Source organism: Pseudoalteromonas sp. SG44-1 (assembly GCF_014164315.1).
Classification (GTDB): domain Bacteria; phylum Pseudomonadota; class Gammaproteobacteria; order Enterobacterales; family Alteromonadaceae; genus Pseudoalteromonas; species Pseudoalteromonas rhizosphaerae.
Genome location: NZ_JACJEW010000026.1, coordinates 17,179 through 37,688 on the forward strand (window position 1 = coordinate 17,179; position 20,510 = coordinate 37,688).

Genomic DNA, 20,510 nt, shown 5'->3' on the forward strand with positions numbered 1-20,510 from the left:
ATCAACAGCGCCCCGGCTAATGGCCGGGCAAAACTTAATATTAAAAAATAAAATTAAGCACTTACTTGCCCAGCAAGGGGGTTTAATACAATCATCAAATATCTCCTGTTTAGATGTTTATTGTGGTTTTACACCAGTTGGCACTATAGCCAAGTTTGGGTGAATAAAATACACATTAAATAGATTTTTTTACTGTAATACCAAGACGTTTGGCTAATCGCACTAAGTTAGCGCGATCAACTTTTAATGTTCGTGCTGCACTGGCCCAGTTGTAATTATGTTGTTCTAGCTGTTGGCTGATTAAATGCTGAGTAAATGTATCCGTTGCTTGTTTGAGCGAGAAATTTTGTTTATTTATGTTATTGTTATCGGCAGTTGTTAATGCGACAGGCGTTGGGTTATTTGTACTTAGGTTAAGTTCACAATGAGCAGGTTCAATAGTAATTATTGCTTGCTGCCACTGGCTTTGTTTGGCTTTTAATGCTGCACGGCTGATCACATGCTCAAGTTCTCGCACATTTCCCGGCCAGTCATATTGAGTGAGTAGTAGTTGCGTTTCGACGCTGAGTTTGAGTTGTTTGATAGCTAGCTTACGGGCTGTTCTTTCAACAAAGTAACCTGCAAGTAAAATTACATCGTTTTCGCGTTGTTTAAGTGGCGCAACGTTGAGCGGGTAAACACTTAACCGATGATATAAATCGGCTCGAAAACGCCCTTGAGCGACTTCGTTTTTTAAATGCCTGTTTGTAGCCGCAATAACCCTTACATCGACGTATTTTACTTCATCTTCGCCAACCGTTTGGATTTCACCACTTTGTAAGACGCGCAATAGTTTACTTTGCATGGCAAGTGGCAGTTCACCAATTTCATCTAAAAATAAGGTGCCACCATCAGCCAGCTGAAACTTGCCTTGACGTGCATTATGGGCGCCAGTAAATGCGCCTTTGGCGTGGCCAAAAAATTCACTTTCGGCGAGATTCTCTGGTAATGATGCACAATTTAAGTGAATTAACGGCATTTCGCTACGCTTTGAATGAAGATGGATATTGCGTGCTACTAGCTCTTTACCTACCCCGGTATCACCTTGGATCAAGACACTAAACTCAGAAGCCGCCACTAGTTTTATATCGCTTCGAAGGGCTTGCATGGCCGTGCTTTGGCCGATGATCTCTGCACCATCGCGGGTAAGCGCTTCGCGGTTTAGCTCTTGCACTAAAGCGCTACTATGTTGCGCGTGGTTTTGATATTGCTGCAGTTTTAATACAGTTTGCAAATGCGCGGTGCAAAGCGTACCTAGTTGAGTAAATAGCTCAAGGTCAAAACTGTCGAATGCATTTGCATCGAGACTGTCGAGGGTGATCACCCCGAGTAAGTTATCGTCGCTATCAAGTAGAGGGATGCCTAAGCAAGCATGAACAGGAATATCGCCAGCTTTGCTCGATAGTAAACCGTCGTACGGATCAGGAATTGGGCAATCATGGGCAAACTGTAATGGTTGCTTAGCGTTGCAAATGGCATGTAAACGTGGATGCTCGTTTATTACAAAGCGTCGTCCTAGGGTGTCAGGCGTCAGTCCATGAATAGCTTGTGGTTTTAACACATCGCCTTGTAAGGTAAGCAGTGCAATAGCGTCACTGGGTATTACTTGTTTGATACACTGAATTAACTGCTGAAAAGGCTGCTTTTGGTCGCTCACTTTAGCAAGCACAAGGGCGACATTAAGTAAGCTTTGTTTATCTACCATGTCAAAATGACTCAAATGTGTTTTTATCTTATTTAAAGGTGAGTCATAAAGACTTTTTTGTCAATAGCAAAATAGTTAATATGTTGAATAATAAGCAGTTTAAATCTTGGCTCGGCTTGTGCAATAGCGTGTTATAAATACCTAGATAGATGAGTCTAATACGCTGATGCGAGCAATCAATTTAACCGAACCAATGCCCAAAAAAATGCGTTTTTATCAAGTCAGTCAATGGCCGTTATGGATGTTAGCATTTCGGCCCTACTTTTTAGGAGCTGGCTTATTGGCCGTTTTGTCGATTAGTTATTGGTTACTCATTTTAACAGGCCATGCCAGATGGCAATTGACTATGCCAGCAACACTTTGGCATGCCCATGAAATGATGTTTGGCTTTGCAGGCGCTGTAGCTGTGGGGTTTTTATTAACCGCAGCACAAACTTGGAGCGGGGTTGCGAGTATTAATGGTCGTAAATTGATGTTGCTAACCCTAGTGTGGCTAGCAGCTCGTGTTGCGTTTTTTATTACCAGTGCAGGTATTGAAAACTTTAGTTTATATGCGGTGTTATTGTTCCAATTGCTTTGGTGGTTAGGTGCAGTTATGGCGCTGGCTAATATGCTCCTTAAAGCTGGCAATAAAAATAACTACCAATTTTTACTGATGCTAAGCGCATTGTGTGTGCTCAATATTATTTATTTATGCTTAGCAATACAACAAAACATGCTACTTGCATTGGCAGTCGCCGATACCGCAGTACTAGTAATGACCTTACTTGTCGGTGTGGTGGCTGGGCGGGTATTACCTTTTTTTACTGCTCGTGGTCTTGGTTTAGCGGAGCAAGTGCGTACTCCTCGTTTAGATAAAGTGCTGCTTTACAGCTCATTGTTTGCTGTCGCGCTTTATTTTATCAGCCAATTATTTATAGCAAGCGTTAATCCTGGTTGGGCATTGGCTGTTGTTGCTGTAGTGCATTTAAGTCGCTCATTGTTGTGGTGGAATAATCAAATACTCAAAGTACCACTGTTATGGTCGTTGCACTTCTCTTATCTAGCTCTTGGGCTTGGTTTAGTATTGCTTGCGCTGAGTTTTTACAGCTCGGTTATTTTGTTTAAAGACGCGCTGCATATGATCACTATAGGTACGATTGGCATGATGATCTTAGCGATGATGACGCGGGTATCTCATGGTCATACTGGCCGCCCTTTAACTATTCCTCACTTTATGGCTGTGGCGTTTGCTTTAGTGTTTATTGCAGCAATTATTCGTTCGTTATTACCTGTTGTTATTGGGCCACACATCGCATGGCAGCTGAGTGCTGTACTGTGGATCGTGGCATTTTTATTGTTCTTATTCCACTGTATTCCTATTTTAACGCGGCGTCGTGTTGATGGGCGTCGTGGTTAAAGGAAGTTGTATGTTATCTGATAAAACCATTGAAATAGTAAAAAGCACAGCGCCTTTATTGGCGCAGGCGGGCACCGTTGTCACGGAGCATTTTTATAACCGGCTGTTTAGTCATAACCCTGAGCTGCAGGATATTTTTAATATGGCCAATCAACGTAGTGGCCGTCAGCAATTTGCATTATTTAATGCCTTGGCTGCGTATGCTCAAAATATTGATAATTTAGCCGTATTAAAAGAGGCGCTGGCACGCATTAATCATAAGCATACCAGCATGCATATTTTACCTGAGCATTATCCAATAGTTGGCGGACACCTGATTGGCACTTTAAAAGAATTGATCCCTGAGCAATTTACAGCTGAAGTTGAATATGCATGGCGTGAGGCTTACGCACTACTTGCTGATATTTGTATTACCGAAGAAGCGGCGCTATACGAGCACAGTAAAAATAACCACGGTGGCTGGTCGGGTACTAGAGCATTTGTTATTGCTAAAAAACAGCCTGAATCAGAGTTAGTAACCAGTTTTACTTTAGTGCCAGTCGATGGTAAAGCGGTAATGACTCATAAACCAGGGCAGTATTTAGGTATCAAAGTAAAACCAGCTTATGCACAGTATAGTGAGATACGCCAATACTCTATTTCTCAGCAAAGTAATGGTGAAAATTACCGTATTAGCGTGAAAAAAGAGTTATTGCCAGCAGCGGGGATTGTATCTAATTATTTGCACTCACTTGATGTGGGCAGCGTTGTGGAGCTTTATCCACCGGCTGGAGACTTCTTTTTACGCGCAAATAAAAAACCTGTGGTATTAATTTCTGCGGGCGTTGGTCAAACACCGATGCTGGCAATGTTACAAACATTATTATGTGATACATCGAATCAAGCGGTCACCTATTTACACGCCTGTGAAAATATCCTGCAGCATTCATTTAGTCAGTTTTTGGCGGAGCAAGCCGCGGCGCATACTCGATTAAATTACTACACTTGGTTTAATCAAGGTGGCGAGGGAGCTGAGTTTACTGGATTGATGAATGTCAGTGCTGTTGCTGAACAGCTTCCGCTTGAAGAAGGTGACTTCTACATCTGTGGCCCTACGGGGTTTATGGCTGCAATTAAACAGCAATTACTCGTATTAGGAGTCGCTGCTGAGCGTATTCACTACGAGGTGTTTGGCCCACATCAAGATATTTAATGACGAAACTAAATGTAGGTTTTAAGTGAAAAGGCGCTAAATGCGCCTTTTTTATGGTTTTGGCTACTTAAAGTACAGCATTGCTATTTTTCGCTGCTAAAGCTTGGTTTTGCCATGCGGTAAATAATTTTTGTTGCTTGTCGGAAATTTTTAAACCATAGGTTTTTTGCATATAAAAATAAGCATCGGCAATGCGTTTTCGTGCATAAAAGGGCGGCTCTACCACACGCTGTTTAAAATCTACCTTTACCTGGCAGCGACCATATTGGCTTGCATTACCTGCAATCATGCCAAAGCTGTAATTAGATCGGTCTGCGTTTATTTCACCAATTGCCGGAGCGAGATTATTTATATCAGCTTCCATTTTCCGAAATTGCGCACTGACTTTAATGCAATTTTTTCGGCCGCCATCTTGCCAGCATTGTAGCTGGTGACCAAATTCCCATGCAGACACAATATGTTCCCACTCAATCCGAGTTGCGCGCGCATTTGGTTTGCCTGAACGAGTAACCGCATTGCGAGGCACATAACCACATGCATTTGGGTCGGGCACCAGTTTTTTACCTTGGCGTTTAATATTACAGCCACAATAGAGGCTGGTGGCGTTATCAGGAAGGGTTTTGATGAGGTGTTTTTTTGCGCTGTAAAAACTGGTGAATTGTTCTGCATAAAGGTTAAAACTCACACAACACAATACCAGCGCAATAATTAAATGCGGCATATCCAATCACTTTAGTGAACTACAGGAAGCGCTAGTTTAGAGCGATTATTCAAAAAGTAAATCGCTTAACTGTGTGATGTAGTGGGAATTTTAACTCATCTCTAAGGTAAGGTTAGCTACTTGGGCGACGGGAAGTACGTTTTCTAAAACGGATATTCTGTAGTAATAAAATAAAGCCAGTTAAACAAAACAATACGCTACTGGCTGCAAAACTTATTAATAATGGGTTATTAAAATCTTCACGTTGCTCATAGTCCATTATGTGTAACATCCAGAAAAAATCGAAAATTCGCCAAATTGTGCTGCGAACAGTAATAACTTGGCCGCTATCAGCGGATAAATATAGTGTGGTGTTAAACGTATCGTCAAAATTTACTTGCCAAATATTTTCTTTAAAGCCAACTTCGCGAGTACCTTTAGCTAGTTTGATCACGTCTGTTACTTGCGCATTAATTAATAGATGAGCTTGGGCATTGGCAATAATTTGCGCTTTACTCGGTGCTACCAAAGGACGGCCAGTAACTCCGTTAAAGCTGTACTCACCGTTACTGTTGCTCACAATAATGGTAGGGATTGTTAAAAAGTGACTATAACTAATTTGTCTTGGTTGAGTAATTTTTGCAACGATATTATCAACTGAGGCTAGATAATCAGCTTGTTTGAATGGGTTATTTAATTGCCGCGCAGCTAAATGTTTACCGTGAACTTTTTCAAGCGGTATAGCACTCATAATTAAACCACCGAGTAACCATGCAAAAATTTGTAGCGCTAATAAGTAACCTAACCATTTGTGAAACTTACGCGCATGTTTAAAAATGCGTTTATCCATAGTGACTACCTGTTTGTTATTAGTGCGGTATTCTATAAATTATATTGAGTTTGCCAATGTGGCAAATTGTCGCATCAACAAAATAAAACTAGCTACTCTAGATTTGGTATATACGCAAAATTAGGTTAAAGTTTGCGTTGTTATTAACGCAGGGTAAAAATGAAACAATGTCGGAAATTCAATTTTTAAATGTAGATCTAGAGCTTGAATCAAAGCAAGATATTAGTTTGTTAGTTGCAGACTTAAAAAAAAGTGCTGTGGTTTTGCATTACGATAAAGATGAGTACCGTCAACTAGCACGTATTGAGTCTAATGAAGACGTTATCTCACCAGATAAAGCGATTAACCACTTATGTGAGTTAATTGAATCTTGCTCACGCAATGCATTAAAGCAGTGGTTATCATGCTCAAAGCGCACCTTTGATATTGGCTTTGAATCAGGCACTTCGCCAAAATGCTTTAATCAAGCGCTCAGTGCCGATACTTTATTGCGTATTTCTGCTATTGGCGCAGGTATTGAAATTACAATTTATCCACTTTCAAGTTAGCCTTTTCGCTCTACAATTGCTGCGGTCATTCTTGATACGCAGCACAGTTCTCCACGACTATTGGTGATTTTTATTTCCCATACGGATGTACGCTTGCCTAAGTGTAGTGGTGTTGCTATCGCGGTTAATATACCATTACGTGATGCTTTTAGATGATTGGCATTGATCTCCTGGCCAACACAATAAAACTTTGTAAAATCAACAGCAAAGTTTGCAGCATAACTCGCCACCGTTTCTGCAAGTACAACATTTGCGCCGCCATGCACCATACCCATAGGGTTATGATGAGCTGGGATCGCGGGCATCGTTGCTACTAAATAATCATCGCCTATTTCACTTATTTCAATGCCCATGGTTTTCATCAATGTGCCTTGACCACTTATGCCGTCATCAAGTTGCTTACATTGTGCTAGGGTGATCGGTTGATACCAAATACTCATCTGTCTACCTCACTAAGTTATTTACTAAATCAGTCTACACTTTTAAACATTTTCCTACAGTTAAGATCATAAAAATAGATAAAATGTACCTATATTATCTAACTGTTAATGGATCTTAAGGATGAAAGTAAAGGTATTTGGATGTGGTGCAATATTATTAATGAGCCTTGTTGCTCAGCCGCAGGCTGTTGCTAGTACCCAACATCAACTCGATATTGGTTTTACCGATTTAGCTGGTTTAGATGAATCTTTTTTAGGCGCACGGTATCGATATTTTGCGCAAGATCTTGAATCGTTGACTGGTCCATACGAGCTAAAAGCGTATTTAAATCAAGTCAATAATTATGCTATTGGTGGGTTTGCTAATGATGATTTTAGCTATTTAAATGCCGATGCTGCCATCTATGGTCCCGCAGGATTAGTTATTAGTGCCAGCGCGCAGCGCCTCTGTGAGGATAATAGCTATTGGCAAAATACTGATTATTTAGTGAGTGCCGCTGTTGGTAAGCAAATGAATGAGCAGTTACAACTAGGGTTCAATATATATTACAGTCGCTTAGAGCGCCATGATATGTGGTTTGGCAAAGATAATGAAAGAGTCGCGGTTGAATGGACTTATGCTCCTTATGTTCGTTGGACAAATATAGTTAGCAATCAAGGTTGGGATTTAGAGCTAAAGCAATTGGCAGGGCGTTATCGTTATGTGCAGGGGCAGGCGGTTTATTATGTAAATCAAGCATGGTCAGTGGGAGTCGTTGCTAATATTCGTAATCAGAAAAATCTAAAAGACAACTATGAACTGCAAACGCAATATTGGTTTAATCAACATGTAGCATTAAAGTTTGGTCTTGGATCTGCGCTTGATTCTGGAAGTGGTTTAAATAGTATGAGCTTGTTATTAACGGCGCGATTTTAAGCCAATTTATATTTGCGATTTTCAGATAACTGTATATACTCACAGTTAAATGTACTGTATGGAAAACCAGTTGTATGCGCCCATTAACGAATCGCCAAGCTCAAATTCTCGAACTTATTAAAGTTTTTATTAAAGATACCGGTATGCCGCCAACCCGTGCTGAGATTGCGCAAACGTTAGGTTTTAAAAGTGCTAATGCAGCGGAAGAACATTTAAAGGCATTAGCGAAAAAGGGCGTTATTAAAATGAAGCCCGGTGCCAGTCGAGGTATTCAGTTAGTTGAAGAGGATGAGCCGGAACAACTTGGTTTACCTCTAATAGGCAGAGTTGCCGCTGGTGAGCCTATTTTGGCAGAGCAGCATGTTGAAAGTCATTGCAAAATAGATCCACTCTTGTTTAAACCGGCTGCTGATTTTTTACTGCGTGTGCAAGGCATGAGTATGAAAGACATTGGTATTATGGATGGCGATTTATTGGCTGTACACAGCACTCAAGTTGCTGAAAATGGCCAGGTGGTGGTTGCCCGTGTTGATGACGATGTAACAGTAAAACGCCTTGAAAAAGCAGGTAAAAAAGTTTTTTTACATGCTGAAAATGATGAATTTTCACCGATTGAAGTGGATCTTGAACATGAATCTTTCAATATTGAAGGGTTGGCTGTTGGGGTGATCCGCAACGCTGATTGGATGTAAATTTTTTGATCTATATTTTGCACCAAATTGGTGAAGTTTGGTGCATTTAATTTTTTACCGCTTTAATGGCTAGATTTTATACTTAGCTATAGCGTCCTAAGCCCTATCAAATCTACTTACCAGCTACTTTTAGCCCTCTAATATTATCCCTAATTACAAAATAACGCGCTGATTTTTAGCTGTTATTTATGCACCAAAAAAGAATTTAATTGCTCTTAAAACTTGCTAATTGTTCGTTTTTTAACTAATTGGTTAATACACTGTGTTAACAGCTACTTTAAAAGTCTAACAATTTTGCTCAATAGCATAATTTAGGGTTGCGTTAATATTCAGTAACAATAAAAAATAACGAATTGGCGCGAATAAAGCTGTGCCGCCTTTTCGCTTTGCGTTTTGCAATAGCATTTAAAGGAGCCGTCACATGGGTAAATTGAGCTCTACCTTGTGGCTTATATTGTTTGTTCTACCGCAGCAAGTATTGGCTAATAGCCAGTTTAATATGCGTAAGGGCGTAACAGATATAAGTAATGATGTTTATCAGCTGCACATGACAATATTTATTATATGTTGTGTGATTGGGGTCATCGTGTTCGCCGTGATGTTTTGGGCACTGATCCACCACCGTAAATCTAAAGGGGCAAAACCAGCCCAATTTCATGAAAGTACTAAAGTTGAAATCCTTTGGACGGCAATCCCATTTGTGATTTTAATTGCCATGGCTGTTCCCGCCACTAAAACCTTAATTTCGATGGAAGACGCCAGTAAGGCTGATCTCACCATTAAAATTACTGGTTCTCAATGGAAGTGGCATTATGAGTATATGGGAGAAGATGTTTCTTTTTACTCTATTTTAGCTACCCCGCAAGAACAAATTACCAACCAAGCAGATAAATCAAGCACCTATTTACTAGAGGTTGATAAACCTTTGGTGTTGCCAATTAATCAAAAAGTACGATTTTTAATGACCTCAGACGACGTTATTCATTCTTGGTGGGTGCCTGATTTTGCAGTGAAAAAAGATGCTAACCCTGGGTTTATCAATGAAACTTGGACCAGAATTAATGAAGAGGGCATTTATCGAGGGCAATGTGCAGAACTATGCGGAAAGGATCATGGCTTTATGCCTGTGGTGGTTGAAGCTAAATCTGAGCAAGCATTTGCAAACTGGCTGAGCGAAGCTAAGCAGGCAAAAGCAAACGCTGCAATTGCTGATGCTGCCTTATTAGATCAAACATTACCAAAAGAAGAATTAATGACACTCGGCGAGCAAGTCTATATGGCCAGTTGCGCTGCGTGTCACCAACCAACAGGTATGGGCTTACCGGGGGTTTTCCCTGCGCTCAAAGGCAGTCCGGTAGTATTAGGAGATATTAAAGATCATATTGATGTAGTGCTTCATGGTCGCCCAGGTACCGCTATGCAAGCATTTGACAAGCAGTTATCAATCAAGCAGCTAGCAGCTGTGATCACCTATAAGCGTAATGCATGGGGCAATGACACTGGGGATGTAATTCAACCGAGTCAGATACAAGCCGCGATTGATGCAACTTCGGAGGCTAAATAATGAGTAGCGTAACAGAGCAACAACATGATCAAGCTGCACACCATGATGGACATCATCATCCTGCGAAAGGTTTTAAACGCTGGCTTTATACTACTAACCATAAAGATATCGGAAGCTTATATTTAATTTTTTCGTTGACGATGTTTTTAATTGGTGGCGCCATGGCGATGGTGATCCGCGCAGAGTTATTTCAACCTGGCTTACAGTTAGTAGAGCCTCACTTTTTTAATCAAATGACCACAGTACATGGCTTGATCATGGTCTTTGGTGCCGTTATGCCGGCCTTTACAGGATTGGCTAACTGGATGGTACCACTCATGATTGGCGCACCAGATATGGCATTACCACGGATGAATAATTGGAGCTTTTGGATTTTACCTTTTGCTTTTATTATTTTACTGGCATCCCTATTTATGCCAGGTGGTGGCCCGGCATTTGGCTGGACTTTTTATGCACCACTGTCAACAACTTACAGTAACGATAATACCGCATTATTTGTTTTTGCTATTCACATCATGGGTATTAGTTCAATTATGGGCGCAATCAATGTGATTGTAACTATCGTTAATTTACGTGCGCCAGGTATGACTTGGATGAAGCTGCCGCTGTTTGTGTGGACATGGCTTATCACCGCTTTTTTATTGATTGCTGTGATGCCGGTATTGGCCGGTGCTGTGACTATGGTATTGACTGATAAGTATTTTGCAACCAGCTTTTTTGATGCTGCTGGGGGCGGTGATCCGGTGATGTTCCAGCACATATTTTGGTTTTTTGGTCACCCTGAAGTGTACATTATGATACTGCCAGCCTTTGGCATTATCTCGACTATAGTGCCGACCTTTTCACGTAAAAAATTATTTGGTTATGCCTCTATGGTATATGCCACATCTTCGATTGCTTTACTGAGCTTTATAGTTTGGGCGCATCATATGTTTACCACAGGTATGCCTGTTGCTGGCGAATTATTTTTTATGTATGCCACTATGCTGATATCGGTGCCAACTGGGGTCAAAGTATTTAACTGGGTAGCCACCATGTGGCGTGGTTCGATTAGTTTTGAAGTGCCTATGTTATTTAGTATTGCGTTTATTGTGTTATTCACTTTAGGTGGTTTCTCTGGGTTGATGCTGGCGATTACTCCTGCTGATTTTCAATACCATGATACTTATTTTGTGGTGGCGCATTTTCATTATGTGTTAGTGACTGGGGCGATATTTTCAATTATGGCCGGGGCGTATTATTGGCTGCCAAAATGGACGGGAAATATGTTCAATATCACCTTGGCTAAATGGCATTTTTGGTTGTCGTTAGTGAGCGTGAATGTATTGTTTTTCCCTATGCACTTTGTTGGTTTGGCCGGTATGCCACGCCGGATTCCTGACTACGCACTGCAATTTGCAGACTTTAACGCGATTATTAGTATTGGTGGCTTTGCTTTTGGTTTATCACAATTGTTATTTGTGGTTGTAGTATTTAAGTGTGCACGAGGCGGCGATAAAGTGCCCGCCAAAGTGTGGGATGGTGCTGAGGGTTTGGAATGGGAGGTGGCATCGCCTGCGCCTTATCATACTTTTGAAACGCCACCGGAGATTAAGTAATGAGTCATGCACCACTGCTTAAGCGCTTAGTTTTAATATGTCTTGGCATGTTCGCTTTTGCGTTTGCTTTGGTGCCGTTGTACGACGTTTTTTGTGATGTAACAGGCCTTAATGGTAAGCCTTCGTTAGAGCAAGCAAAGCAAAGTACGAGTGTTAATGAGGCACGAGAAATCGACGTAAGCTTCACAACTCATGCGCAAAGTGGAGCGCCATTTGAGGTGCAATCACATGAGTATAGTGTGGTAGTAAAGCCCGGAGCTATGCGCGAAGTGCTGTTTAGAGCAAAAAATACCAGTAATGAAGATAAAGTTATGCAAGCGGTACCGTCGGTGTCTCCAGGCAAAGCAGCTAAGTATTTGCATAAAATGGCTTGCTTTTGTTTCGATCAACAACCTTTGAAAGCAGGTGAAGAAGTGGAATTTAAACTGCTTTTTTATGTTGATACGCAATTACCTGAAGATGTTGAAGAGTTAACTTTGTCTTATACCGTGTTTGATATTAGCGGGCAGGTAGTGGCTAGTAATTAGGTTGCCAAGCTAATAGCTAATTAGGAGCAAACAAAATGGATAAAAATTACGAAAAATATTATGTTCCCGCGCAAAGTCCGTGGCCAATAGTTGGCGCATTTGCGATGTTTTTTATTGCTGTTGGTGCAGGTCTTACCGTAATGCAAGCAAGCAGCGGCGGTGGTGCTGGCCATTATGTGCTTTACGCAGGAATTGGTGTGTTGCTGTTTATGCTATTTCGCTGGTTTAAAAATGTCATTGAAGAGTCTGATCAAGGCTTATATTCAGCGCAAATGGATCGCTCGTTTCGTCAAGGTATGAGCTGGTTTATTTTCTCTGAAGTAATGTTTTTTATGGCTTTTTTCGGTGCCCTTTTTTATGCCCGGATGATCTCTGTGCCTTGGCTTGGCGGCGCCGGAAATAATGCCATGACCAATGAGGTACTGTGGCCTACTTTTGAAGCAATCTGGCCATTAGTTACTACACCTGGTGGTAGTACGACACAGGCTATGGGTTGGCAGGGATTGCCGCTGATCAACACATTAATATTACTAACCTCGTCGGTTACCTTACATTTTGCTCATGTAGGCATGGAGAACAATAAGCGTGGGCCATTAAAAGTATTTATGGCACTGACAATCTTATTAGGGGTCTGTTTTTTAGGGCTGCAAGTCGTAGAGTATATGCATGCTTATCAGGATTTAGGACTGACCTTAGATGCTGGCGTATATGGCAATACTTTCTTTTTACTAACCGGCTTTCATGGCATGCATGTGACCTTAGGAACTATTTTATTATTAGTCATGCTGATCCGTATTTTAAAGGGCCACTTTAGCCCAGATAAACATTTTGCGTTTCAAGCCGCAGCTTGGTATTGGCATTTTGTTGATGTGGTGTGGTTGTGTTTATTTGTGTTTGTATATGTGCTGTAACTTTATCAATTGGTGATGAGTTACTGTGGATGAAACCTAGTTTAAGGGCTGCAATAACAATTACTAAGACGATAACAGAAAACAGCACACGACGGCCTAAATAGTGAGACATAGGCCGTCCATCTGTTTTACCCGATACCATAATAAATAAGGCACGGAACAAGTTAAAAAGTATAAATAGTAGCAACAGTACGATAATAATTTTAATAATCACTGGGTCACCTTTATGCAGTTAATTTTATGGCGTAAACAAAAGCTTAGCTCAATTATTACCATTTGCGTGGTAACCATTGTGGTATTGGTATGTTTACGCCTAGGGTATTGGCAATTACAGCGAGCTGAAAGTAAAACTGAGCAATTAACACAAATAGCAGCCCTGCAAAGTCAGGGAGTAATGAGCTGGCAGCAAATGCAGCAACTGCCTAGTGATTGGAATAAAACGGGCTTGCAGATAAGTATCTCTGGAGTGCTAGATACGCAGCAATATTGGTTGTTAGATAATCAAGTTTACCAAGGTCAGGTTGGCTACGATGTACTTACCTTGCTGCGTTTACAGCAAAGTAAGCAAACTCTGTTGGTGAATTTGGGTTGGGTTAAAGCACCACTTACTCGCCAGCAACTCCCTAGTATAAACCTACCATCGACTCCTTTGGCAATGACCGTGCAATTAAAGCAAGGAAAGCTCAGTGGCTTTACTTTGCAAGATGCACAACACAAGACGGATACAGCATGGCCCAAGCGCGTACAAATTATCGATTTAGCATTGTTTTCACAGCAAACAGGTCGCGACATGATTGACTTTATTGGTTATCGGCAAGGTATCGCGGATGAGATTGCTGCGCCGCATTACCAAGCTGTGGTGATGAGCCCCGAAAAACATCAAGCCTACGCAGTGCAATGGTTATTGATTGCGATTGCCTGCCTTGTTATTGCTGTATTTGCTTTTAAAAAGAAGGAATTACAATGAAAAACAATCCGTTATTAATATTTATTGGCTGTTGTTTAGTGCCTTTAATACTGGCGTATTTGGCGTTAAAGCTTGAGTGGATACCTAGTGCATCGAGTAATAAAGGGGAATTTTTAAAACAGGAAATAAAACTACAAGATTGGAAAAAAACGGAGCATAAACAATGGACTATTGCTTTAAATCACCCAGCACAATGCCAACAAGCTTGTGCACAGCAGTTACAAGCACTAGAGAACCTCTACATCGCTCTTGGTAAAAATCAAGGTAAAGTCGATGTAGCCATCCTTGGCCAGACACAGCAAAAAGAGCTGCCATGGCGTCAGTTACCTGAGGTTGATGTACTGCAACCAGCTAGTTTATATCTAATTGATCATATGGGCTTAGTGGTCTTGCAGTATCCTTACCATAGTGAGCCACAGCAAAACCGTTTGACTCAAAAAGGACTGTTAAAAGATTTAAAAAAATTACTTAACTATTCGCGTTCTAGCTAATTTAAGGAGTGCCAATTATGTATAAAAACTATAAACATTTGGTATTAGCCACTTTTATGTTATCGATCTTAGTTGTTGGCTTAGGGGCTTATACGCGCTTGAGTGATGCCGGATTGGGTTGTCCGGATTGGCCCGGTTGCTATGGCTTTTTGACGGTACCCAAGCATGAGGCTGATTTAGCCCATGTAGAGCAAACCTACCCAGATATGATGTTCGAAACCGCTAAAGCGTGGAAAGAAATGATCCATCGCTATTTTGCCGGCACGTTAGGTTTACTTATTTTAGCGTTATTTATATTGGCTTTATTAAAACGTCAATATCCAACCACGCCAATTAAATTACCCTTACTATTACTAATACTGGTGGTGTTTCAAGCGGCTTTAGGGATGTGGACCGTCACCATGAATTTACAGCCGCTGATTGTATTGGGGCACTTATTAGGTGGATTTAGTATTTTATCATTGGTTACATTATTGTATTTACGGCTAACGGCAAAACCAATTTTTGGCGGCGACGCCCCAGCTCGGCGTTACTTTAAACTTAGTCTAGTCGCATTAGTGGTGTTGGTATTGCAAATAGCGCTAGGCGGTTGGCTTGCTGCTAATTATGCGGCGCCGCACTGCAATGGCTTGCCATTGTGTAGTTACGGACAGCCGTTTTCATTGAGTAGTGTATTTCAGTTGCCATTAGAGCAAAGTACTTATGAATATGGTGTACTTTCACAGCAGGCTAGAATGTCGATCCATTTATTACATCGAATGTGGGCGTTAGTTACCTGTGTAGTATTAGCGCTGATCATGTGGCGCATTTATAGCCGTGCTGTGTCGAGAAAAATAAAGCATTGTACAGTCTCCGTATTGGTCGCGTTGCTGTGTCAAATTTGTTTGGGCTTGGCGGTTGTGCACTGGCATTTCCCGCTCGGCGTTGCGCTGGCACATAATTTAATGGCTGCCATACTATTGTTAACAGTCGTTCGTTTATGTTTTTACTTAAAAGCACGTACATAGGGGCAGTTATGACACCATTAATAGCAATAACAAAGTTAGCACCTAGCCAAATTAGCGGCTTAATAAATGATTATTTAGCGATCAGTAAATTTAAAGTAGTCGCGATGTTGGTATTAACAGCATGGGTTGGTTTAGCGCTGGCACCCGATGTTGGTCGTGGTATTGGCGTACAGTTTATTAGTTTACTGGGGATTGGCTTGTTATCCGCAGCAGCTGCGGTGATCAATCATGTGGTTGATAGCGAAATAGATAGCAAAATGGCACGTACACGCCATCGGCCAGTGGCGAAGGGGCGGTTATCTAAACTGCATGCTTTAAGTTTTGCTACTGTTATTGGGGTGAGTGGTTTCATTATGTTGATGATCTGGGCTAATACTTTAACCGCTGTATTAACCTTATTTGCGTTAGTTGGTTATGCGTTTATTTATACCTCCTTTTTAAAGCGTGCAACGCCACAAAATATTGTTATAGGAGGGCTGGCCGGTGCCATGCCGCCGTTGTTAGGGTGGGTATCAGAAACCGGGCATATGGCAGCGGCTCCTTGGTTATTGGTGATGATCATATTTACTTGGACTCCGCCGCATTTTTGGGCGCTGGCAATTGCTCGCAAAAGTGATTACGAACGCGCTAAGATCCCCATGTTGCCAGTCACTCATGGTATTGATTTTTGTAAAACCTGTGTAGTTGCATACTCTATTTTATTGGCTTTGGTATGTGTATTGCCTTATTTAATTGGTATGTCGGGGCTCATTTATTTAATTGCTGCGACATTACTTAATGGGATTTTCATCTATAAAGCGGTAAAACTAAAAATAGCGGGGAATGACGATAAAGCAATGGATTTATTCCGTTTTTCAATTATTCATTTAATGATACTCTTTGTCGCCTTATTTATAGATAAATGGTTCGTTATATGAATAGCTTAGCAGTTAAGCGTGGGGGGAGAGTGTGGTTGGCGTTAAGTTTATTGCTGTTAACAGCTTGTAGTGACAGCGCTATGCCTGACGTTGAAGCTTTGGTATATGAACAAGCCAAACCTTTGAGTGATTTTACTTTACAAGATCAAAATGCTCAGCCAGTAACTAAGCAAACATTGCAAGGTCAATGGAATTTAGTGTTTTTAGGTTATACCAGTTGCCCAGATATTTGCCCTCTGACATTAGCTAAACTCAATGGTGTTTATAAAGCGTTGAAAGATGAATACCCATTACAAATTTGGTTTTTAGCGGTCGATCCAAAACGCGATACAGTCGCTAAACGTAAAGCCTACATTGATTATTTTAATCCTGATTTTTTAGCGGTCTCAGGGGAGCATAAAGATTTATTCCCACTAGTTAGAGAGCTAGGTTTAATTTACGCAATTAGCAATAGTGATGAGCAAGAATATGCCGTTGACCATAGTGCTTCAATTGCGATGGTTGACCCTCAAGGAGCGGTAAGAGCCATATTTAAACCTGAATTTAAACAAGGCAGTGTGCCGTTAATTAATGCTAAATTATTAATAACTGAGTTTAAACAGATTGCGGATCATTATTAATAGCATAAGTATACTTTAATTCTTTTCGAGGAGCGATGAGCTCCTTTTTTGTTTTTCTTTTATCCCCAGCAAATAATTTCACTCTTTTTTCAACGCATTTATGGCATTTTTACTAACTCAGTCTAAGCTTTTGTTATGAATTGGTTAAACATGGAAAGTGCGAACAATATGATGAAGCTTCCCGCTGAACTAGCAATCACCCAAGTTGAAAACTTACACCAAGATTTATTACAAGAATTACACCGCAATGATGATGTTTGTTTAGACATTAGTGAAGTTGTACGCGTAGATACTGCCTCTATTCAACTATTGTGTGCTCTGCAAAAGCACTTGCTGTGCGTCCATCACAAAATTATTTGGGTTGGGCAAAGTGAGCCTTTAAAAAATGCCATTAGTCGCTTAGGCCTAAGTGAATATCTGATACTTGAAAATGTAGATTAAGGGGTTCATATGAAAAGAATTTTAGCCGTGGATGATTCGGCATCAATGCGTCAAATGGTGAGTTTTACACTGAAAAAGGCGGGTTTTGATGTCACTGAGGCAAAGGACGGAAGTGAAGCACTTAGCATCGCAAAACAACAAGGTTTTGATGCTGTTATTTCAGATGTAAACATGCCAGTGATGGATGGTATTACTTTGATCAGGGAGTTACGCACCTTACCAAACTATAAATTTACGCCATTGCTAATGCTAACAACAGAATCAGGTATGGACAAAAAAGTAGAAGGGAAAGCTGCTGGTGCAACAGGCTGGATAGTTAAACCTTTTAATCCTGAACAGTTATTAGCGGTTTTAAAAAAAGTAATTCGCTAATCTAGGGGACGGGGTATGAGTATAGATTTAAGTCAATTTTTTGAAGTCTTCTTTGAGGAAAGTTTTGAAGGCTTAGATGCGATGGAAGCTGAGTTATTAAACTTAGTACCTGGCGAAGAAGATTTAGAAACAATCAATACCATTTTTCGTGCTGCGCATTCTATCAAAGGCGGCAGTGGTACATTTGGTTTTAACTCTGTGTCTGACTTTACTCATGTGCTAGAAACCCTATTAGATCAAATTCGTGAGGGGAAACGAGAGCTTACCGCAGAGCATGTTAACCTATTACTTAAATCTGTTGATTGCTTGCGGGAGTTACTTCGTGGCTTACAAGCAGAGCAAGAACCTAATTTAGAAGAAGCAATTGCACTGAGAATTAAGTTTGAACAGATTTTAGGAGTAAACCAAGCCGAACAAAATAAACTGGAAGTCACTGCTAGCCCCGCTCAACTTGCGCTAAACACCTATCAGATTGATTTTAAACCACATCATCATTTATTTAAAACAGGCAATGAGCCACTTTATATGATCAGTGAGTTGGCTGAATTGGGCGATTTAGAGACTCAAGCTTTCAATAATGAGATCCCTGACATTGCTGATTTAAGTCCCGACGATTGTTTTTTATCTTGGCGATTCTTTTTAAACACAGCAAAAGATGAGAGTGCGATTCGAGAAATATTTGAGTGGGTTGAAGATGATGCTGATATTACCATCGCGTTGTGTGGAGGGTTATTTGCTGATGATGATGCGCAAATTACAACACCTGATGTAATTGAGGAAAACTCTAATTCAACTTCAGCCCCTGCAGTTGTCAATGTTGCTGCGGTTAAACCAATAAAAAAAGGCACTGCGGTCAAAGCAAGCACTCCAGCTGCAGAATCTACTTCAATCAGAGTAGGCATAGATAAAGTTGATTCATTGATCAATATGGTTGGAGAGCTGGTTATCACTCAAGCCATGTTGAGCCAAATTGGTCAACAAGAGATCACCGAAGCGACTATCGCCTCTTTGCAGGAAGGCTTAGCGCAATTGGCCCATAACACTCGTGATTTACAAGAAAATGTAATGCGTATCCGAATGCTGCCAATCAGCTTTGTATTTAGTCGTTTTCCGCGTTTGGTGCGAGATATTTCGCAAAAACTGAATAAGCAAGTTGAGCTAAAACTGTTAGGTGAACAGACCGAGCTTGATAAAACCGTAATGGAAAAAATATCAGATCCTATGGTGCACTTAGTACGAAATTCGCTGGATCATGGGCTAGAAACGGTTGAACAGCGCCTTGCTGCAGGTAAAGACCCAGTCGGTACAGTCACACTTAATGCATTTCACCAAGGTGGCAATATTGTTATAGAGATCATGGATGACGGACAAGGCCTTAATACTGTAAAGATTAAACAAAAAGCGGTTGCTAATGGGCTCGTAAGCGAAGCTGATGAGTTAGATGATGATGAAATTAATGAGCTCATTTTTATGCCCGGTTTTTCAACCGCAGATGAGGTAAGTGACATATCCGGACGTGGTGTTGGTATGGATGTGGTCAGGCGTAATATCCAATCACTTAATGGCTCGGTTGAAGTGTCATCTGCTGCAGGTGTTGGGTCTACCTTTACTATTCGCTTGCCACTTACTCTGGCTATTTTAGATGGTCAGTTAGTGAGGGTTGCAAAGCACACCTATATTATTCCATTAATATCTATTGTTGAATCATTACAAATTGATATCAATAAAGTCAGTCGAGTGGGTAAAGACTTAGACGTACTTAGACTGCGTGATGAATACATTCCTATCTTGCGTTTATACAGTATTTTCAATCATCAAGGTGCGATAGAAGCGCTTGATAAAACCTTGTTAGTGGTAGTTGAAAGCGATAATCAAAAAATTGGTTTGTTAGTTGATGATTTATTGTCACAGCAACAAGTAGTGATTAAAAGTTTAGAAGCTAATTACCAAAAAGTAGATGGCGTGTCAGGTGCCACTATATTAGGGGATGGTCGGGTTTCGTTGATTGTCGATATCAGCGGCTTAATTAAATTATCAGGATTAAGAAAACCCGGTAGCCAAGAATTGATTATTGAATCGCAAGCTAACTTGGAGGCTTCATGATCTCTGCGCACAGCGAATTAAATAACAAAATAATGCTTGAACAGGGCCAAGGAGTTAAGCAGTTTTTAACCTTTATTATGGCTGATGAAGAATACGGTGTTGATATTTTAACTGTTCAAGAAATTCGTAGTTGGGAGGAGATCACCGAGATCCCGAATGCCCCAGATTATGTAAAAGGGGTGATTAATCTACGTGGCACCATAGTACCTATTTTAGATCTTAGATTACGGTTTGGCTTAGCGACGATTGACTATGGACCGTTAACAGTGGTGATCGTAGTGAAAGTAATTTTTGAGCAAAATAGCAAGATTATGGGAATGGTAGTCGATGCCGTATCTGATGTTTACAGTATTGTAGAGCAAGATGCGAAGACGGTGCCTAACTTTAGCGGCTCAGAGAATGCTGAATTTATCGCAGGGTTAGTGAATGTCGGTGAGAAGATGGTCGCGTTATTGGACCTGCAAAAAACAATGGATATTTAGCCAAATACTAAATATAGCAAATGGTGATC

At 40.8% G+C, this 20,510-nt stretch carries 23 protein-coding genes; 18 read left to right on the forward strand and 5 right to left on the reverse strand.

The window, feature by feature from the left end; all coding sequences use genetic code 11:
- Positions 1 to 175 precede the first annotated feature (175 nt).
- Positions 176 to 1,744 carry a nitric oxide reductase transcriptional regulator NorR gene (gene norR / locus H5187_RS13115; protein ID WP_182739930.1) on the reverse strand — a complete coding sequence of 523 codons (1,569 nt, stop codon included), beginning with the start codon at positions 1,742 to 1,744 and terminating at the stop codon, positions 176 to 178.
- Between the two features lie 166 nt (positions 1,745 to 1,910).
- On the opposite strand from norR, the gene H5187_RS13120 reads away from it, so the two are divergent.
- The gene (locus H5187_RS13120) at positions 1,911 to 3,143 is read left to right on the forward strand and encodes an NnrS family protein (RefSeq protein ID WP_182739929.1); all 1,233 of its coding nucleotides are present in this window, start codon (positions 1,911 to 1,913) and stop codon (positions 3,141 to 3,143) included.
- A 10-nt stretch (positions 3,144 to 3,153) separates the two neighbouring features.
- Complete coding sequence (gene hmpA / locus H5187_RS13125; RefSeq protein ID WP_182739928.1) at positions 3,154 to 4,335, forward strand: NO-inducible flavohemoprotein; 1,182 nt, start codon at positions 3,154 to 3,156, stop codon at positions 4,333 to 4,335.
- Between the two features lie 67 nt (positions 4,336 to 4,402).
- Here the strand turns inward: hmpA and H5187_RS13130 are convergent, their stop codons facing one another.
- Positions 4,403 to 5,056, reverse strand: a complete 654-nt coding sequence (locus H5187_RS13130) for an endonuclease (protein WP_145242452.1) — start codon at positions 5,054 to 5,056, stop codon at positions 4,403 to 4,405.
- Between the two features lie 112 nt (positions 5,057 to 5,168).
- Positions 5,169 to 5,885 carry a hypothetical protein gene (locus H5187_RS13135; protein ID WP_182794411.1) on the reverse strand — a complete coding sequence of 239 codons (717 nt, stop codon included), beginning with the start codon at positions 5,883 to 5,885 and terminating at the stop codon, positions 5,169 to 5,171.
- Between the two features lie 167 nt (positions 5,886 to 6,052).
- Here H5187_RS13135 and H5187_RS13140 point away from each other — a divergent pair, with 167 nt between their 5' ends.
- The gene (locus tag H5187_RS13140) at positions 6,053 to 6,433 is read left to right on the forward strand and encodes a hypothetical protein (RefSeq protein WP_145242456.1); all 381 of its coding nucleotides are present in this window, start codon (positions 6,053 to 6,055) and stop codon (positions 6,431 to 6,433) included.
- Here H5187_RS13140 and H5187_RS13145 read toward each other — a convergent pair.
- A complete protein-coding gene (locus tag H5187_RS13145; protein WP_149980420.1) occupies positions 6,430 to 6,873 on the reverse strand; it encodes a PaaI family thioesterase in 444 nt (147 codons plus the stop codon). The genes H5187_RS13140 and H5187_RS13145 overlap by 4 nt on opposite strands.
- 121 nt (positions 6,874 to 6,994) lie before the next feature.
- Between H5187_RS13145 and H5187_RS13150 the strand changes: the two genes are divergently transcribed.
- From H5187_RS13150 to H5187_RS13175, 6 genes are all read left to right on the forward strand, one after another.
- Positions 6,995 to 7,789, forward strand: a complete 795-nt coding sequence (locus H5187_RS13150; RefSeq protein WP_182739926.1) for a hypothetical protein — start codon at positions 6,995 to 6,997, stop codon at positions 7,787 to 7,789.
- 74 nt (positions 7,790 to 7,863) lie between these two features.
- Entirely contained in the window at positions 7,864 to 8,481 is a 618-nt protein-coding gene (gene lexA / locus H5187_RS13155) for a transcriptional repressor LexA (RefSeq protein WP_145237778.1), read from the forward strand.
- Between the two features lie 421 nt (positions 8,482 to 8,902).
- Positions 8,903 to 10,045, forward strand: a complete 1,143-nt coding sequence (coxB, locus tag H5187_RS13160; RefSeq protein ID WP_182718542.1) for a cytochrome c oxidase subunit II — start codon at positions 8,903 to 8,905, stop codon at positions 10,043 to 10,045.
- Positions 10,045 to 11,643 carry a cytochrome c oxidase subunit I gene (gene ctaD, locus H5187_RS13165; protein WP_145237784.1) on the forward strand — a complete coding sequence of 533 codons (1,599 nt, stop codon included), beginning with the start codon at positions 10,045 to 10,047 and terminating at the stop codon, positions 11,641 to 11,643. The genes coxB and ctaD overlap by 1 nt, the downstream gene beginning before the upstream one ends.
- The gene (locus H5187_RS13170) at positions 11,643 to 12,170 is read left to right on the forward strand and encodes a cytochrome c oxidase assembly protein (RefSeq protein ID WP_182794412.1); all 528 of its coding nucleotides are present in this window, start codon (positions 11,643 to 11,645) and stop codon (positions 12,168 to 12,170) included. The genes ctaD and H5187_RS13170 overlap by 1 nt, the downstream gene beginning before the upstream one ends.
- Before the next feature lie 35 nt (positions 12,171 to 12,205).
- Entirely contained in the window at positions 12,206 to 13,081 is an 876-nt protein-coding gene (locus H5187_RS13175; RefSeq protein ID WP_182739924.1) for a cytochrome c oxidase subunit 3, read from the forward strand.
- Here H5187_RS13175 and H5187_RS25045 read toward each other — a convergent pair.
- Positions 12,981 to 13,295, reverse strand: coding sequence for a DUF2909 domain-containing protein (locus tag H5187_RS25045; RefSeq protein ID WP_149980424.1), 315 nt, complete (start codon positions 13,293 to 13,295; stop codon positions 12,981 to 12,983). The two genes, H5187_RS13175 and H5187_RS25045, sit on opposite strands and share 101 nt — an antisense overlap.
- A gap of 12 nt (positions 13,296 to 13,307) precedes the next feature.
- Here H5187_RS25045 and H5187_RS13185 point away from each other — a divergent pair, with 12 nt between their 5' ends.
- The 9 genes from H5187_RS13185 to H5187_RS13225 all read left to right on the forward strand — a co-directional run bounded on the left by H5187_RS13185 (position 13,308) and on the right by H5187_RS13225 (position 20,481).
- Positions 13,308 to 14,048: an SURF1 family protein gene (locus H5187_RS13185; protein ID WP_145237798.1), complete on the forward strand. Its 741-nt coding sequence runs from the start codon at positions 13,308 to 13,310 to the stop codon at positions 14,046 to 14,048.
- Positions 14,045 to 14,539: a transmembrane cytochrome oxidase associated protein gene (locus tag H5187_RS13190; RefSeq protein ID WP_182718545.1), complete on the forward strand. Its 495-nt coding sequence runs from the start codon at positions 14,045 to 14,047 to the stop codon at positions 14,537 to 14,539. Before H5187_RS13185 ends, H5187_RS13190 begins: the two co-directional genes overlap by 4 nt.
- A gap of 17 nt (positions 14,540 to 14,556) precedes the next feature.
- Positions 14,557 to 15,546, forward strand: a complete 990-nt coding sequence (locus H5187_RS13195; RefSeq protein WP_145237805.1) for a heme A synthase — start codon at positions 14,557 to 14,559, stop codon at positions 15,544 to 15,546.
- A gap of 8 nt (positions 15,547 to 15,554) precedes the next feature.
- Entirely contained in the window at positions 15,555 to 16,463 is a 909-nt protein-coding gene (gene cyoE / locus H5187_RS13200; protein WP_182794413.1) for a heme o synthase, read from the forward strand.
- A complete protein-coding gene (locus tag H5187_RS13205; RefSeq protein ID WP_182718548.1) occupies positions 16,460 to 17,083 on the forward strand; it encodes an SCO family protein in 624 nt (207 codons plus the stop codon). The genes cyoE and H5187_RS13205 overlap by 4 nt, the downstream gene beginning before the upstream one ends.
- A 168-nt stretch (positions 17,084 to 17,251) precedes the next feature.
- A complete protein-coding gene (locus H5187_RS13210; RefSeq protein ID WP_149980677.1) occupies positions 17,252 to 17,524 on the forward strand; it encodes a lipid asymmetry maintenance protein MlaB in 273 nt (90 codons plus the stop codon).
- Between the two features lie 9 nt (positions 17,525 to 17,533).
- Positions 17,534 to 17,896 carry a response regulator gene (locus H5187_RS13215; protein WP_145237813.1) on the forward strand — a complete coding sequence of 121 codons (363 nt, stop codon included), beginning with the start codon at positions 17,534 to 17,536 and terminating at the stop codon, positions 17,894 to 17,896.
- A gap of 15 nt (positions 17,897 to 17,911) precedes the next feature.
- Positions 17,912 to 19,999, forward strand: a complete 2,088-nt coding sequence (locus tag H5187_RS13220) for a chemotaxis protein CheA (RefSeq protein ID WP_182718549.1) — start codon at positions 17,912 to 17,914, stop codon at positions 19,997 to 19,999.
- Positions 19,996 to 20,481, forward strand: coding sequence for a chemotaxis protein CheW (locus H5187_RS13225; RefSeq protein ID WP_149980428.1), 486 nt, complete (start codon positions 19,996 to 19,998; stop codon positions 20,479 to 20,481). The genes H5187_RS13220 and H5187_RS13225 overlap by 4 nt, the downstream gene beginning before the upstream one ends.
- Positions 20,482 to 20,510 lie beyond the last annotated feature (29 nt).

Excerpts from the sequence above, each read along its gene's own strand:
- H5187_RS13210 (WP_149980677.1), top strand. The coding sequence starts at position 17,252 with ATGATGAAGCTTCCCGCTGAACTAGCAATCACCCAAGTTGAAAACTTA.
- H5187_RS13170 (WP_182794412.1), top strand. The coding sequence starts at position 11,643 with ATGAGTCATGCACCACTGCTTAAGCGCTTAGTTTTAATATGTCTTGGC.
- H5187_RS13185 (WP_145237798.1), top strand. The coding sequence starts at position 13,308 with ATGCAGTTAATTTTATGGCGTAAACAAAAGCTTAGCTCAATTATTACC.
- ctaD (WP_145237784.1), top strand. The coding sequence starts at position 10,045 with ATGAGTAGCGTAACAGAGCAACAACATGATCAAGCTGCACACCATGAT.
- H5187_RS13215 (WP_145237813.1), top strand. The coding sequence starts at position 17,534 with ATGAAAAGAATTTTAGCCGTGGATGATTCGGCATCAATGCGTCAAATG.
- H5187_RS13150 (WP_182739926.1), top strand. The coding sequence starts at position 6,995 with ATGAAAGTAAAGGTATTTGGATGTGGTGCAATATTATTAATGAGCCTT.
- H5187_RS13130 (WP_145242452.1), bottom strand. The coding sequence starts at position 5,056 with ATGCCGCATTTAATTATTGCGCTGGTATTGTGTTGTGTGAGTTTTAAC.
- H5187_RS13140 (WP_145242456.1), top strand. The coding sequence starts at position 6,053 with ATGTCGGAAATTCAATTTTTAAATGTAGATCTAGAGCTTGAATCAAAG.
- H5187_RS13175 (WP_182739924.1), top strand. The coding sequence starts at position 12,206 with ATGGATAAAAATTACGAAAAATATTATGTTCCCGCGCAAAGTCCGTGG.
- norR (WP_182739930.1), bottom strand. The coding sequence starts at position 1,744 with ATGGTAGATAAACAAAGCTTACTTAATGTCGCCCTTGTGCTTGCTAAA.
- H5187_RS13225 (WP_149980428.1), top strand. The coding sequence starts at position 19,996 with ATGATCTCTGCGCACAGCGAATTAAATAACAAAATAATGCTTGAACAG.
- H5187_RS13220 (WP_182718549.1), top strand. The coding sequence starts at position 17,912 with ATGAGTATAGATTTAAGTCAATTTTTTGAAGTCTTCTTTGAGGAAAGT.
- H5187_RS13205 (WP_182718548.1), top strand. The coding sequence starts at position 16,460 with ATGAATAGCTTAGCAGTTAAGCGTGGGGGGAGAGTGTGGTTGGCGTTA.
- H5187_RS13190 (WP_182718545.1), top strand. The coding sequence starts at position 14,045 with ATGAAAAACAATCCGTTATTAATATTTATTGGCTGTTGTTTAGTGCCT.
- H5187_RS13195 (WP_145237805.1), top strand. The coding sequence starts at position 14,557 with ATGTATAAAAACTATAAACATTTGGTATTAGCCACTTTTATGTTATCG.
- cyoE (WP_182794413.1), top strand. The coding sequence starts at position 15,555 with ATGACACCATTAATAGCAATAACAAAGTTAGCACCTAGCCAAATTAGC.
- hmpA (WP_182739928.1), top strand. The coding sequence starts at position 3,154 with ATGTTATCTGATAAAACCATTGAAATAGTAAAAAGCACAGCGCCTTTA.
- H5187_RS13120 (WP_182739929.1), top strand. The coding sequence starts at position 1,911 with ATGCGAGCAATCAATTTAACCGAACCAATGCCCAAAAAAATGCGTTTT.
- lexA (WP_145237778.1), top strand. The coding sequence starts at position 7,864 with ATGCGCCCATTAACGAATCGCCAAGCTCAAATTCTCGAACTTATTAAA.
- coxB (WP_182718542.1), top strand. The coding sequence starts at position 8,903 with ATGGGTAAATTGAGCTCTACCTTGTGGCTTATATTGTTTGTTCTACCG.
- H5187_RS13135 (WP_182794411.1), bottom strand. The coding sequence starts at position 5,885 with ATGGATAAACGCATTTTTAAACATGCGCGTAAGTTTCACAAATGGTTA.
- H5187_RS13145 (WP_149980420.1), bottom strand. The coding sequence starts at position 6,873 with ATGAGTATTTGGTATCAACCGATCACCCTAGCACAATGTAAGCAACTT.